Annotated in this window: 12 protein-coding genes; 7 read left to right on the top strand and 5 right to left on the bottom strand. The window is 71.5% G+C overall.

Annotation, left to right across the window (positions count from 1 at the left end; genetic code table 11):
- The first annotated feature begins 8 nt into the window (after nucleotides 1–8).
- The 4 genes from DSC45_RS20555 (at nucleotide 9) to DSC45_RS20540 (ending at nucleotide 4,850) form a co-directional block, all read left to right on the top strand.
- The gene (locus DSC45_RS20555; protein ID WP_119293070.1) at nucleotides 9–1,568 is read left to right on the top strand and encodes an MFS transporter; all 1,560 of its coding nucleotides are present in this window, start codon (nucleotides 9–11) and stop codon (nucleotides 1,566–1,568) included.
- A gap of 273 nt (nucleotides 1,569–1,841) precedes the next feature.
- Complete coding sequence (locus DSC45_RS20550) at nucleotides 1,842–3,506, top strand: ABC-F family ATP-binding cassette domain-containing protein (protein WP_119293068.1); 1,665 nt, start codon at nucleotides 1,842–1,844, stop codon at nucleotides 3,504–3,506.
- Between the two features lie 84 nt (nucleotides 3,507–3,590).
- Nucleotides 3,591–4,247: an alpha-ketoglutarate-dependent dioxygenase AlkB family protein gene (locus tag DSC45_RS20545; protein ID WP_119293066.1), complete on the top strand. Its 657-nt coding sequence runs from the start codon at nucleotides 3,591–3,593 to the stop codon at nucleotides 4,245–4,247.
- 54 nt (nucleotides 4,248–4,301) lie between these two features.
- The gene (locus tag DSC45_RS20540) at nucleotides 4,302–4,850 is read left to right on the top strand and encodes a GNAT family N-acetyltransferase (protein WP_119293288.1); all 549 of its coding nucleotides are present in this window, start codon (nucleotides 4,302–4,304) and stop codon (nucleotides 4,848–4,850) included.
- Nucleotides 4,851–4,941: 91 nt separating this feature from the next.
- Here DSC45_RS20540 and DSC45_RS20535 read toward each other — a convergent pair whose 3' ends face one another.
- Nucleotides 4,942–5,502, bottom strand: a complete 561-nt coding sequence (locus tag DSC45_RS20535; protein WP_119293064.1) for an NAD(P)H-dependent oxidoreductase — start codon at nucleotides 5,500–5,502, stop codon at nucleotides 4,942–4,944.
- Nucleotides 5,503–5,643: 141 nt separating this feature from the next.
- Between DSC45_RS20535 and DSC45_RS20530 the strand changes: the two genes are divergently transcribed.
- Entirely contained in the window at nucleotides 5,644–6,369 is a 726-nt protein-coding gene (locus DSC45_RS20530; protein WP_119293062.1) for a TetR/AcrR family transcriptional regulator, read from the top strand.
- A 7-nt stretch (nucleotides 6,370–6,376) separates the two neighbouring features.
- Nucleotides 6,377–7,357: a hypothetical protein gene (locus tag DSC45_RS20525; RefSeq protein ID WP_162929285.1), complete on the top strand. Its 981-nt coding sequence runs from the start codon at nucleotides 6,377–6,379 to the stop codon at nucleotides 7,355–7,357.
- A 23-nt stretch (nucleotides 7,358–7,380) separates the two neighbouring features.
- On the opposite strand, the gene DSC45_RS20520 is transcribed toward DSC45_RS20525, so the two are convergent.
- Nucleotides 7,381–8,139, bottom strand: a complete 759-nt coding sequence (locus tag DSC45_RS20520) for an alpha/beta hydrolase (protein ID WP_119293059.1) — start codon at nucleotides 8,137–8,139, stop codon at nucleotides 7,381–7,383.
- 274 nt (nucleotides 8,140–8,413) lie between these two features.
- Between DSC45_RS20520 and DSC45_RS20515 the strand changes: the two genes are divergently transcribed.
- Nucleotides 8,414–9,250, top strand: coding sequence for an SGNH/GDSL hydrolase family protein (locus tag DSC45_RS20515; RefSeq protein WP_119293057.1), 837 nt, complete (start codon nucleotides 8,414–8,416; stop codon nucleotides 9,248–9,250).
- A 209-nt stretch (nucleotides 9,251–9,459) separates the two neighbouring features.
- On the opposite strand, the gene DSC45_RS20510 is transcribed toward DSC45_RS20515, so the two are convergent.
- The 3 genes from DSC45_RS20510 to DSC45_RS20500 form a co-directional block, all read right to left on the bottom strand.
- A complete protein-coding gene (locus tag DSC45_RS20510) occupies nucleotides 9,460–11,328 on the bottom strand; it encodes an ABC transporter ATP-binding protein (protein WP_119293055.1) in 1,869 nt (622 codons plus the stop codon).
- A 72-nt stretch (nucleotides 11,329–11,400) separates the two neighbouring features.
- Nucleotides 11,401–12,591 (bottom strand): glycosyltransferase, encoded by a 1,191-nt coding sequence (locus tag DSC45_RS20505; protein ID WP_119293053.1) that lies wholly within the window; start codon nucleotides 12,589–12,591, stop codon nucleotides 11,401–11,403.
- A complete protein-coding gene (locus DSC45_RS20500; protein WP_119293051.1) occupies nucleotides 12,588–13,430 on the bottom strand; it encodes an alpha/beta fold hydrolase in 843 nt (280 codons plus the stop codon). Before DSC45_RS20500 ends, DSC45_RS20505 begins: the two co-directional genes overlap by 4 nt.
- Nucleotides 13,431–13,435 lie beyond the last annotated feature (5 nt).

Below are 13,435 nucleotides of genomic sequence, written 5' to 3'. Positions count from 1 at the left end.
TGGACTGCATGGGTTCCGCACCTGACACCCCGGGGCCGATACCGGACCCGACCACCACCGGGTCCGCGAGCACCCCCGGGAGTTCCCGGGACGCCCCCGATCCACGTCGCTGGTGGGGCCTCGTCGTCATCGCTCTCGCCCAGCTCATGGTCGTCCTGGACGCGACGATCGTGAACATCGCGCTCCCCTCCGCGCAGCGCGAACTCGGCATGTCCGACGGCAGCCGGCAGTGGGTCATCACCGCGTACACCCTCGCTTTCGGCGGGCTGCTGCTGCTCGGCGGCCGCGTCGCGGATCTGGCCGGCCGCAAACGGACGTTCGTGATCGGCCTGATCGGGTTCGCCGGGGCGTCCGCTCTCGGCGGCGCCGCGGGCTCGCCGGGGATGCTGTTCGCGGCGCGGGCGTTGCAGGGTGTGTTCGCGGCGCTGCTCGCCCCCTCCGCGCTCTCGCTGCTCACGACGACGTTCACCGATCCCAAGGAGCGCGGCAAGGCGTTCGGGATCTACGGCGCGCTCGCGGGCGGCGGCAGTGCGATAGGCCTGATCGCGGGCGGACTGCTCACGGAGTATCTCGACTGGCGCTGGTGTCTGTACGTGAACGTGCCCATCGCCCTGATCGCGGTCTTCGGCGCCTTCGCGCTGTTGCACGACCGTTCGGGACACCGGGAGGCGCGGCTCGACGTGCCGGGGGCACTGCTCGGCTGCGGCGGTCTGGTCGCGATCGTCTACGGCTTCAGCGAGGCGGAGCCGCGCGGCTGGAGCGACGGGATCGTGCTCGGTCTTCTGGTCGGCGGTGCGGTGCTGCTCGGCTGCTTCGTGTGGTGGCAGAACCGGGCCGCGAGCCCGCTGCTGCCGCTGCACATCCTCCGCGACCGCACCAGGGCCGGCTGCTTCTTGACCATGGGCCTGGCGACGATCGGCATGTTCGGCCTGTTCCTGTTCCTGACCTACTACCTGCAGGGGATCCTGCAGTATTCGCCGGTCAAGACCGGGCTCGCCTTCCTGCCGATGACGGCCGCGATCATCGTGGGCTCCACCCAGATCTCCGCGCGGCTCCTTCACCATGTCGCGCCGCGGGTCCTGATGGTGCCCGGCATGCTGCTCGCGGCCTGCGGTCTGGGACTCCTGACCGGACTCACCGTGCATTCCGAGTACGCCACCCACGTCCTGCCGGGGATGCTCCTGACGGGTCTCGGAATGGGGCTCACCTTCATGCCGGTGTTCGCCACGGCGACGGCGGGGATCGCGCCGAGAGACTCGGGCGTCACCTCGGCGACGATCAACACGGCCCAGCAGGTGGGTGGTTCGATCGGTACGGCCCTCCTGAACACCATTGCGACCAGTACCTCGACGGCGTACATCGCCTCGCACCTGCGGGACGCGGCGCGGGACACCGGCCGGCCCCCCGGCGGCGACGTGCGGCGGCTGGTCTCCGCGGAGGGCATCGTGCACGGCTACACGGTCGCGCTGTGGTGGGCGGTCGGGATCATGCTGCTCGCGGGTGTGATCGCCGGGCTGATGGTGACGGCGAAGGCACCGAAGCACAGCGAGGTCGAACCGGTGGCGTGACGCGGTACGGCCCGTGGAGTCCCGGGCGTGATTCCCGGGTGGGTGCGGGTGTCCGTTGTTAGGGTGACCGGGCAGATCATCGTGAACGAGGAGTACGACGTGGCGGGCGACGACGACATCTCCGGGTGACACCCCGGAACCGCGACGGCCACCGGCAGGCGCCCTCAAAGCGCGCCGCCGCAGTGGCCGTCTCGTCGTCCCTTCTTCTCGTCGCCCCTCTTTCCGTCTCGGCGGTGCTGCTCCCGGCACCCGCCCTGCCTCACGGTGGTCCTCATGCCCGTACCGGCTCTGCTCGCCCACGATCTCGTCCACACCCTCGGCACCCGGCGTGTCCTCGACGGGGTCTCGCTCACCGCCTCCCCCGGCCACCGGATCGGCCTGATCGGGGAGAACGGCGCGGGCAAGACCACCCTGCTGCGACTGCTCGCCGGCGTCGACGAGCCGGATCGTGGGAACGTCGAGCGCCCGGACGAACTCGGTTTCCTGCACCAGGAGTTGCCGTATCCCGTCGACGCGACACTCACCGACGTACTGGACGACGCACTGCGCGAGGCCCGCGAGGATCTGGCGGAACTCGACCGCGCCGGCGCCGAACTCGCCACCGCAGCACAGGACTCGCCGGACCATCCGCACCTGCTCGCGGCCTACGGCGAACACCTCCAGCGCGCCCAGGAACGCGACGCATGGGACGCCGACCGGCGCGCCTCGCTCGTCCTGGACGGACTCGGCCTCGGCTCGCTGCCCCACGACCGGACGCTCGGGTCACTCGCCGGCGGCCAGCGCAGCCGTCTCGCGCTGGCGGCCCTGCTCATCCGGCAGCCGGCCGCACTGCTCCTCGACGAGCCGACCAACCATCTGGACGACGAGGCCGCCGAGTTCGTCGAGGAGCGGCTGCGCGCGTTGCCGGGAGTGGTCGTGGTGGCCAGCCATGACCGCGCCTTCCTCGACGCGGTCTGCACCGATCTCATCGACCTCGACCCGTCCCTCGAGGGCCCGACCCGCTACGGCGGCAACTACACCGACTACCAGGCCGTCAAGCGGGCCGAACGGGAACGCTGGCAGCGGCGCTTCGAGGCGGAGCAGGAAGAACTCGAGGCCCTGCGGCACTCGGCCGGCGTCACGGCCCACCGGGTCGCCCCGTACCGGGCGATGCGGGACAACGAGAAGATGGGGTACGGCCGCCGCGGCAACCGGGTGGACCATCAGATCTCGCGGCGGGTGCGCAACGCCAGCCGTCGCCTCGACGACCTGCGCCGCGCCCAAGTGCTCGAGCCGCCACGGCCGTTGAGGTTCAGTCCGCCCGCTCTCGCGCGCCCGGTCACGGATCCGGGGACACTCGAGGTGGCCGCGGACGCGGCTCCGGGTCCTGTGCTGTCGTTGCGCGGGGTCCGGGTGCCGGGGCGGATGAGACTGGACTCGCTGGAGGTGTCGGAGTGTGAGCGGCTGCTCGTGACGGGGGCGAACGGTTCGGGGAAGTCGACGCTACTGGCCGTTCTCGCCGGGGAGTTGGAGCCGAGGGGCGAGGTACGCCGCCGTCCCGGTCTCTCCGTCGCGCTGCTCGCACAGGACACCGTCTTCGAGCGCCCGGACCGCACCGTGCGCGACACCTATACGGCGGGGGTGGGCGCCGAACGGGCGGAGTCCGTACCCCTGGTCTCGCTCGGCCTGATGGAAGCCCGGGACCTGGACAAGCGGGTGGGCGAACTCTCGGTGGGCCAACGCCGCAGGCTCGCCCTCGCCCTCCTGGTGGCAAGCCCGCCGGCCCTGCTGCTGCTCGACGAGCCGACGAACCACCTCTCACCGCGGCTCTGCGACGAACTGGAGGACGCACTCGGGCCCGGTCCGGGCGCGGTCGTGGTGGCCAGCCACGACCGCCGGCTTCGGTCACGGTGGCAGGGGCGGGAGCTACGGATGCACGCGGAGCCGTCGCGTGCATGACATCGCGGCGGCGGCGCCGACGGCCGTGGCGGCATACGTACCTGCAGGTAGGCTGGACGGCGAGGCATCGCAGGGAGGTACGTGATGGACGCACTGATTCCGCGGCCTCCGCTCGAGGTGGCGCCGGGTGCCGTCCATGTGCCGGGGTGGCTCGGGCCCGCCCAGCAGCGGGAGTTGGTGGCCGCCTGCCGTGGCTGGGCCACCGGCCCCGTCCCGATCAGGCATACCGAACTGCCGCGCGGCGGGGTGATGTCGGTGCAGACGGTGTGCATCGGCTGGCACTGGCAGCCCTACCGGTACACCCGCACCGCCGATGACGTGAACGGCCGGCAGGTCGCCCCGTTCCCCGACTGGCTGGTGCAGCTGGGCCGGCAGGCGCTGGCCCGGGCGTACGGCGCGTCCGCGGAGGCCGAGCGGTACACGCCGGACACCGCGCTGATCAACTTCTACGACGGCGAAGCCCGCATGGGCATGCACCAGGACAAGGACGAGCGGTCCTCTGCGCCCGTGGTGTCGCTGAGTATCGGCGACAGCTGCGTCTTCCGCATCGGCAACACCGAGACCCGCAACCGCCCTTACCAGGACGTCGAGTTGGAGTCCGGTGACCTCGTGGTCCTCGGCGGTCCTTCGCGCTACGTCTACCACGGCGTCCCGAAGGTCCGACCTGGCACCGCGGCCCCGGACTGCGGGCTCGCCTCGGGGCGCCTGAACATCACGCTCCGCGAGACGGGTCTTTCGTAGCGACCCGGCCCGTACCGCCCGGCCCGCGACCGTAGGGTGATGGCCGTGAATTCCATGATCTTCGACCTGCCCGACGGGGTCACGTTGCGCCCGCTGACGGAGTCCGACGCGGAACCGCTGCTGCGCGCGTACGTCGTCAACCGTGAGCACCTCGCCCCGTGGGAGCCCCGCAGGCCCCCGGACTTCTACACCTTGGTCGGGCAGGAGTCGCGGGCCCGCGACCGGGTGCAGTTGCAGCGGGAGGGGCGCCTGAGTTCCTGGGCGCTCCAGGACGAGGAACGGATCGTGGGCACGATCACGCTGTCACACATCGAGCTGGGCCCGTTCCGCAGCGCCCACCTCGGCTACTGGATCGACAGCGGGTACACGGGCCGTGGGCTCGCCACGGCGGCGGCGAACGCGGTGTGCCGTGCGGCCGACGAACAGCTGGGCCTGCACCGGATCGAGGCGGGCACGCTGCTCGACAACACGGCGTCACAGCGGGTGCTCGAGCGGTGCGGCTTCTCCCGTATCGGAGTGGCTCCGCGGTATCTGCACATCGATGGGGCCTGGCGCGACCACGTCCTGTTCCAGCGCGTCCTCCACGACCGTCCCGCGATCTGAGGTCACCTCGCGCCCTGCCCTCGACGTGAACGGCCCGGCGCTGCACCCGAATCGGGTGCGGCACCGGGCCGTCACGCTGCCACGGCGCGGATCAGGCAGCGGCGGGCGCGACCTGGCCGGCGAGCTGTCCGACCACGGCGGCGATCCCCTCGGCGACCTCGGTGTCGTCGGCGGGGTGCAGCTCGGCGAAGCGGGTCAGGGAACCGGGGATGGAGAGCTTGGCCTCCTCGACCACGGCGCCACCGGCGATCCCGACGGCCTTGCGGGCCTCGTCCTGCGCCCAGACGCCGCCGTACTGCCCGAAGGCGGTACCGACGACCGCGACCGGACGGCCGGACAGTGCGCCGGATCCGTAGGGGCGGGACAGCCAGTCGATGGAGTTCTTCAGGACGGCGGGCATCGTGCCGTTGTACTCGGGCGAGAAGAGCAGCAGCGCGTCGGCCGCGTTGGCCGAGTCACGCAGGCGCTGGGCCGACTCCGGTACGCCGCCTTCGACGTCGATGTCCTCGTTGTAGAAGGGCACCTCGCCCAGGCCATCGAAGACGTCGATGGTCACGCCTTCGGGCGCGTGCTTCGAGGCGGCGTCGGCGAGCTGACGGTTGTGCGAGCCGGCGCGAAGGCTTCCGACGAGCGCGAGGATACGAACAGACATGGAGGTGTCTCCTGAGTAAAACGTGCCTGACGGCGCGGGCTAACGAATACGGTCGGTCAACCGGACCAAGGTCCGTTTAGATTTGTACCACCTAACCGGACCGCAGTCCACTTCTGCTCGTCAGGCGCTACGCTGAGGCGTATGACTGGTCCCGTCACACCCCCGCCCGCGTCGTCCGCCGCACCCGGCGAGCCCGTGGACCTGACCTCCCGGCCGCCGGACGGGACTCCCCAGCTGCGCGCCGACGCCGCCCGCAATCGCTCGCGACTGCTCGACGCCGCCTCCCGCCTGCTGACCGAGCACGGCCCCGAACGCCTCACGATGGACGCGGTCGCCTGCGCGGCCGGGGTGGGCAAGGGCACCGTCTTCAGACGCTTCGGCGACCGCAGCGGACTGCTGTTCGCCCTCCTCGACCACAGTGAGCAGACGTTCCAGGGCTCCTTCCTGAGCGGCCCTCCCCCGCTCGGGCCCGGAGCCCCGGCCGTGGACCGGCTGCACGCCTTCGGTCCCGCGCTGATCCGGCACGAGAGCGATCATCACGAACTGATTCTGGCCACCCGCAAGGACCCACTGCGGACCTACTCGGTCCCGCCGTACCGGCTGCGCCTCACCCACGTGGTCATGCTGCTGCGGGAGGCGGGTGCCGCACCCGACCCCGAGTTCCTCGCGCACACGCTGCTCGCGGCCACCGACACCGCGCTCGTCCACCATCTGACGACGGCCGGCGACCGGTCGTCCTACGAGCGGCTGGAATGCGGCTGGCACGACCTGGTGACCCGCTTCACCCGGCCCGTCGAGCCGCCCTACGCCGGAAACGGACCGCGCGCCGCACAAAGTGGTGGAGGCGGTCCGGCGGATCGCCGATGATGACGCCATGTCCCGGTCGCCCGCGCACACTGACACCGTCGAGATCGCCTGCGACGAGTCCGGATCCGACGGGGAGAACCTCGTCAACGGCAATACGGATGTGTTCACGCACGCGAGCGTGAGCCTGGATCACGCGGCGGCCGAGCGCGGCCTCGACGAGATCTTCGAGCGGGTACGGTCCCCGGCCAGCTCCGCCATGACGGAGTACAAGGCGAACGTACTGCTCCGCTCCAAGCACCGGCCCGCGCTCACCTGGCTGCTCGGCCCCGACGGGCCGCTCCTCGGCAGCGCCCACGTCCACGTCATCGACAAGCGGTACTTCCTGCTGGCCACCACCACGGCCCTGCTCACGGACGAAGGCCCGCACACCGAGGAGCTGAGCCTCGCAGCCCACCGGGCCGGCCCGGCGACGTACGGGCCCGAGCGCTGGCAGGCCTTCCTCACGGCGGCCAACGACCTGCTCCGCGCCCGGCCCCGTCCCGAGACGAGCGATCCCGCGGCGGTGTTCATCCGCTGTGTCGAGCAGCTGAGCAGCACGGTTCCGGTCGACCCCTCGGACCCCGCCGCCCGATTGACCGCGCTGCTGCTGCACTCCCGCGCACGCGCCGAACGCCATCGCCTCCGCTCGGCCGAAGCGCCGGGCGCCTGGCCCGCGTTGGACCCGTTGTTCCCCGCGCTGCTGGGCACCGTCGAACACTGGAGCGCCGCGGGCCGACACGTCGCGGTCGTCCACGACCGGCAGAACACGCTCACCCCGGAGCGCCTGGACCACGTCATCTCCGCCACCGGCGGCATGCTCGATGAGGTCCGCCTCGTCGAGGCCCGGCAGGACCCACGGATCGGTCTCGCCGACTTCCTCGCCGGCATCACCCGGAAGATCGCCTCGGACCGCCTCCACGGCACACCCGACGCCGAACTGACGGACCTCCTCAGGCCCTACACCACCTCGGCCCCGCCCCTGCCCACCTCCTGGTCCTGGCCCAGGTAGGCGTAGAGCTTCCTGACGGGCGTTCAGCTCGAGGAGGCCTCTTGCTCCCTCGCGATCGAAGCGATCATCGCCGCGGCGACGCTCATGGCGTCGCGCGCCGCCTCGCTGTGCGACGGTACGCAGCGGCGGACCGCGGGGTCGTAGGCGCATCCGAGGACACCCGCGTGATCGGTGGCGGGTTCGGTCAGGCGCGTGTCCCAGCCGTGGTCGAGCAGCGACCGGTGCATCGCCCGCGTCGAGTCGGGCGGAACGACGGTGTCCTCGGTGCCGTGGACGAGCCGCACGGGCACCCGTGGCGTGTGCGGGGAGAGAGCGTCGAGTGGGGCGATGCCGGTCGTACGGGCCGGGCGACGGAAGTCACCCGCGATGCCCACCACAGCGACCGGCCGCCAGTCACCGAGGAGTTCGGGCCGAAGCAGGAGGCCGGGCTGCAGCACGGCACCGAGCGCGGCCCCCGCTCCCGCGGACCAGCCCCCGACGATCAGGCGGCCGGGGCTGCCGGAGCGGGCGCGGCTGTGGTCGAGGGCGAACCGCAGCGAATCGGTGAGCTGTTCGCGTCCCTGATCGGGCCGGTCCGACTGCCAGTCGGGGACGACGACGGTGGGACCGAGCGCGGCGATGGCCTGGGCGAGCGGGGCGAGTACGTCGCGTTCGTCCGGACCGGTGCCGTGCCAGAGCAGGACGACCGGGCCGACCGCGGGGCCGGAGGCGTTGGTGTGGATGTCGACTGCCTTGGTGTGGCTGCCGGTTGGATAGGCCGCGGCACGGACCTCGGTGTTCACGGGATTCCTCTCGGTACGGCGGCGGGCGAGGGTCCATCAGAACCTACTCGGCGGTGGTCGGCACACCCCCATCGTCCGAGGCGGTCGTCCTGGACCTGCGGGCCGCTCGGGACCTGACTCGCACAGGGAATTCGCGGTCAAATTTCTCGCCTTTCCGGACACATCGCGTGAACGGTTCGGCTTTCTCGTGCCGGAGGCCTGATGTTCAGAGTCTCGATCTGATATTCCAGGAGTGTCAGAAACGGAAACCCCCCACTCACTCCAGGAGTGACGCATGCGCTCGTTAAGAGCCCGCAGACCGCTCTTCTCACTTTCTCTCGCGGTGGCAACGGCCTGTATTGCATTCACGTCCGCACCCGTCGCACAGGCCGACGACAATGACGCGGCGGCCGCGGAGAAGTACGTCGCACTCGGCGACTCGTACGCCACCGGACCGGGTACGGGCGAGTACGACGACCCGGACGACGCGTGCCGCCGGGGCCCGGCCACGTACCCGCGGCTGTGGGCGCAGCAGCACGCCTCGTACTCCTTCGTGGAGGCGTCGTGCTCCGGCGCGACGACGGCCGAGCTCACGGCACAGCAGGTGCCGCAGCTGACGGCGGACACGACCCTCGCGACGGTCCAGGTGGGCGGCAACGACGTCGGTTTCGTCGAGGTCCTCAAGAACTGCATCCTGACTCTCGACGACAAGGACTGCCTGGCCGGCGTGGACGCCGCCAAGGCCGCCGCGACGACCAGCCTGCCGGGCGCTCTCGCGGACACGTACGCTGCGGTGCGGGCGAAGGCGCCGAACGCCGAGGTAGTCGTCGTCGGCTATCCGCGGCTCTACACGATCGGCGGCAGCTGCGGCGTCCTCGGCCTGAGCGACGCCGAGCGGGCCGCGCTCAACTCGGCGGCCGACACGCTCGACGGGGTGCTCGCGGAGCAGGCCCAGAAGGCCGGGTTCACCTTCCTCGACCCGCGTGCCGCGTTCGACCCGCACTCGATCTGCTCCGACGGCGACACCTGGGTGACGAGTCTGGAGTGGGACGCGCTGAACGAGTCCTACCACCCGAACAAGGCCGGGCACCGTGACGGGTACCTGCCGCTCCTGAACGCCATCACCGGCTGAGCGGAGCCGAGGGACACGAGCGGGCCGACCGGATTTCCGGTCGGCCCGCTCTTTCGTTTCGCGATGCCGCACGTGCCTGCGCGACAATACGGGCCCGGAAAAGGGCAGCATAATTCCGCGGCGGCTCTTTCATCGAAAAGAAGCCGTCGAAGCACAGCACGATCTTTCCCGATCGCGACGTTTACCGGTACCCCATTTCGCCGACCCGGTTACGCGGATCCGGAGACGGTGGAAGTGAGCATCTGAGAAGCAGCAAGTTCGTGGTAAAGAGAATCCGCGCCGATCAGTTCGCCGTGGGTGCCGGAGGCGCGGACGAGGCCGCTCTCGAGCACGACGATCTGTTCGGCGTCGGTGACGGTGGAGAGGCGGTGGGCGATGAGGATGACGGTGCAGCGCCGGGCGGCCTGGTCCACGGCCTCGCGCAGCGCCTGTTCGTTGCTGGCGTCCAGCTGGGCGGTGGCCTCGTCGAGCAGCAGGACCTCGGGCTTGCGGAGCAACGCCCTTGCGATGGCCAGGCGTTGGCGTTCCCCGCCGGACAGGGTGACGCCCCGGTTACCGACCTCGGTGCCGAGGCCGTCGGGAAGGCGGTCCAGGAGCCCGTCCAGACGGGTCAGGCGCAGTACCTCGGCGATGTCCTCGTCGCTCGCGTCGGTGGCGGCGTACCGGAGGTTCTCGCCGATGGTGCCCGCCATCACGGGTGACTCCTGCTCGACGTAGGCGATCCGGCGGCGAACCTCGGCGCGGGGCAGCGAGGCGATGTCCTGGCCGCCGATGCGGATGCGTCCGGACTTCGGTTCGTGGAAGCGCTGCAGCAGCGCGAACATGGTCGTCTTGCCTGCGCCGGAGAGTCCGACGAGCGCGGTACGGGTGCCACCGGCGACGGTGAAGGTGATGCCGCGCAGGGCGGGGTCGCGGTCCGGATAGGCGAAGTGGACGTTGTCGAACTCGACCGGCGGGGGCGGGAGTTCGGCGCCGTCCCGGATGGGCGCGCCGTCCGGGGATTCCGCCGGGTCGACGTCGTCCTCCACCGGCAGGGTCTTGACCTGCTCGATGCGGCCGATGGCGCCGAGGCCCTGCTGCAGCATGCCGAGTCCGCCGAGCAGCGAGGCGATGGGGCTGGCGAGGTAGAAGACGTACAGGAGGAAGGCGATCAGCGCCGCGGCCTGCAGTTCGCCGGAGGCTACCAGCGCGCCGCCGACGCCGAGTACGGCGAGGAAGGCGGCCTGGATGGCGACTCCGGAGAGGACCTGGACGAGCGCGGCGTACTTGGCGCCGACGAGGCCCGCTTCATAGGCCTCCTGGATCGCGGCGTCGGCGCGGGCTGTCTCTCGGCCTTCGGCTCCGTTCGCCTTCACCGTGCGGGCGGCGCCGAGGGAGGTGTCGAGCGCGGCGCCGATCGCTCCGACGGAGGTCTGGGCGCGGGCGACCGCCTGCCGGATGCGGGGCAGGATCAGGCCGAGTACGAGCCCCACCGCGAGCAGGACGCCGAAGGTCACGGCGAGCAGGCCCAGGTGCACGACTCCCATCAGGACCACGGCTCCGGTGATGGTCAGGGCACCGTTGGTGACCATCACCAGGCCCTCGGTAGCGGCGTTCTGCACCAGCGCGCTGTCCGAGGTGACGCGGGCGACGAGGTCGCCGGGGGGCCGGCGGTCGAGCTCCGGGACGCGCAGGCGGATCAGGTGGTGGACGAGGTCCTGCCGGATGGTGCGCACCACGCGCTCGGACGTCCGGCGCTGCCACCAGGACTGAATGCCCGTCAGTAATGCTCCGGAGACGACCAGTACGGCGAGCAGCACGATCGGTCCGCCGACACTGCGTCCGCTGCCGAGGCCCTGAAGGACTTCCTGGGCGACCAGGGGTTGGATCAGGCCGGAGGCGCTGGCGGCCAGGACGAGCAACAAGGTGGCGCCCAGGACCATGCGGTGCGGTCGCGCCTCGCGGAGCAGTGCGCGCAGCGGCGGGGTGCCGTGCTCGGTGTCGGGTCCGGGCGTGCCGAACGCTGCGGGCTTCGCGGCGGACGGGCCGGGGTCCGGGGCAGGCTCCCCCGGCGGTGCGGGCGCGTGGGTCGTGGTCATGCGTGCTCCGGTGCGGGTCGGGGCCCCTTCGGACGACGTCCGAGGAGGAGTTGAGGGAGTGCCGGACGGGATTCAGCTACGGACGGTGGCTGCCGTGACCGGCTGGGCGGCGAGCCGTTCCAGGTGGGTGGCGGCGGTGTGCTGGCCGCCTCCGGCGCGCAGGGTCCTTCCGATGGCGGCCGCGGCGGTGCGGTGCCCCTCGGCGTCGTCGAGCACGGTCGTGAGGGCCTCGGCGATCCGCGGCGCCTTGACCCGTCCGAAACGCACCCGGACGCCCGCGCCCGCCGCGACCACCTGGGCGGCGACGATGGGCTGGTCGTCCCGGATCGGCGCCAGGACGAGGGGCAGTCCGTGCCAGAGCGACTCGGCGACGGTGTTGTGTCCCGAGTGACTGATGACGGCCTTCGCCCGGCTGAGCAGGTCCAGTTGGGGTACCTGTGGCCGCGCCAGCATGCCGGCGGGCAGCTCGCCGAGGTGACCGCCCGGGTCGGCGAACACGCCCTGGACACGGTCCCGGAGGTGGTGGAGGGCTTCGACGGTCTCGCCGAGGAAACGCTGCCCGGCTTCGGTGTTCGCGGTGCCGAGGGACACGAAGACCAGGTCGCGGTCCGCGTCGAGGTCGTCCCAAGGGAAGTCGGGGTCCTCGGGCCGTTCGGCGATGACGGGGCCCACCAAGTGGACACGTTCCCAGGGCAGATCGGCGTCGCCGAGGAGTTCGCGGCTGGTGAAGGCGAGGATGCCGTACGGCGAGAAGCGCGGGTCGTGGTCGGCGCTCGGGTCCCCGATCCGCTGCCGCAGCGCGTCGAGGCGGTCCGCGAGCCAGGCCGCCACCTTGGGCAACTCGGCCAGTGGGTCGACGAGTTCGGCCGACGTGCTGGCCGAGGTCAGATACGGGACACCCAGGCGCTCCGGGACCAGGGCGCCCGCGACGGCGTGCTGGTCGGTGACGACGACATCGGGCCGGAACTCGCTTACGGCCCGCTCGACATGGGGCGCCATGGACTCGGCGAGCGGGACGAAGAACTCCTCCCACAGGAACCGGAACGCCCCGGGACCGGTGAGGCCGGGCGGCCGGGACAGGTCGCCGCCCTCGGGCAGGGGAGCGTCGTGGACCTGCGCACGGTCGTCCGTGAGGCTCCGGATGCGCTCCGCATGGCCGCACCAGGCCACCTCGTGTCCACGCCGGCCGAGTTCGGCGGCCACCCCGGCGAGCGGGTTGATGTGGCCGACGAGCGGCGGCACGACGAGCAGGAAGCGGCTCACCGGACAGCTCCCGCCGCGACGGCCGGCGGCGCGGTGCCCGCGGCATGGTGCTCCCTGACCCAGTCGAGCACCAGTTCGCGGGTCCGGGTGGGCTGCTCGACGAGGACGGAGTGGCCCTGGTCGGGCAGCACCACGGTGCGGCAGAGCGGGAGCCGGGCCTCCAGCCAGGGCACCTGCGCGTTCAGTCCGGAGTCGCCGCCGAAGACGGCGAGGAGCGGGCAGCGGATCGCCGAGAGGTCGTCGTCGATGGTGCGGCCCAGCGAGATCTCCTCCGCGATCGCGGTGCCGGCGAGGATACGGCCGGCGCCGCGGGACAGGCGGGCCGTGTGCGCTCCGTTGTGCTCGGCGATCCAGTCGATGACCTCGTCGCGGACGAGTTCGCGCTGCGCGTGTGCGAGGCCTTCCGCCATGCGTGCGGCCCAGTCGGCCACCGGCGGTTCGGACTCGATCATCACGACGCCCGCGGTGCGCTCGGGGTGCCAGGCGGCGAAGGCGGTGGCGACGGTGCCGCCGAAGGAGTTCCCGACCAGGTGGACGGGCCGCTCCTCACCGAGTCCGTCCAGCAGGTGCGCGAGGTCGTCGACGAAGTCGTCGAGCCGGTAGCCGGTGCGGGGCCGGTCACTGCGTCCGTGGCCACGCAGGTCGTACATGACGGTGTCGATGCCGGCCGCCGAGAGGGCGGGGCCGAGGGTGAAGTAGTAGCTCGCGAGGCTGTCGGTGAGCAGCCCGTGCACGAAGACGACGACGGGTATGTCACCGTCGGGGACGCTGCCGCCGGCGGCGCCTGCGGCCAACTGCTGTACGTGGGTGGTGATGTCGCCGGTGGATATCTTGGCCATCGGGG

The organism is Streptomyces sp. YIM 130001 (assembly GCF_003574445.1).
GTDB lineage: Bacteria > Actinomycetota > Actinomycetes > Streptomycetales > Streptomycetaceae > Streptomyces.
Note: the sequence above shows the minus strand (reverse complement) of the source record. Positions and strands in the feature narration are given on the sequence as shown.

What these genes read in the sequence shown, in the direction of transcription:
- DSC45_RS20515 (WP_119293057.1), top strand. Translation starts at nt 8,414, where the DNA reads ATGCGCTCGTTAAGAGCCCGCAGACCGCTCTTCTCACTTTCTCTCGCG.
- DSC45_RS20525 (WP_162929285.1), top strand. Translation starts at nt 6,377, where the DNA reads ATGTCCCGGTCGCCCGCGCACACTGACACCGTCGAGATCGCCTGCGAC.
- DSC45_RS20510 (WP_119293055.1), bottom strand. Translation starts at nt 11,328, where the DNA reads ATGACCACGACCCACGCGCCCGCACCGCCGGGGGAGCCTGCCCCGGAC.
- DSC45_RS20500 (WP_119293051.1), bottom strand. Translation starts at nt 13,430, where the DNA reads ATGGCCAAGATATCCACCGGCGACATCACCACCCACGTACAGCAGTTG.
- DSC45_RS20555 (WP_119293070.1), top strand. Translation starts at nt 9, where the DNA reads ATGGGTTCCGCACCTGACACCCCGGGGCCGATACCGGACCCGACCACC.
- DSC45_RS20545 (WP_119293066.1), top strand. Translation starts at nt 3,591, where the DNA reads ATGGACGCACTGATTCCGCGGCCTCCGCTCGAGGTGGCGCCGGGTGCC.
- DSC45_RS20550 (WP_119293068.1), top strand. Translation starts at nt 1,842, where the DNA reads ATGCCCGTACCGGCTCTGCTCGCCCACGATCTCGTCCACACCCTCGGC.
- DSC45_RS20530 (WP_119293062.1), top strand. Translation starts at nt 5,644, where the DNA reads ATGACTGGTCCCGTCACACCCCCGCCCGCGTCGTCCGCCGCACCCGGC.
- DSC45_RS20535 (WP_119293064.1), bottom strand. Translation starts at nt 5,502, where the DNA reads ATGTCTGTTCGTATCCTCGCGCTCGTCGGAAGCCTTCGCGCCGGCTCG.
- DSC45_RS20540 (WP_119293288.1), top strand. Translation starts at nt 4,302, where the DNA reads ATGATCTTCGACCTGCCCGACGGGGTCACGTTGCGCCCGCTGACGGAG.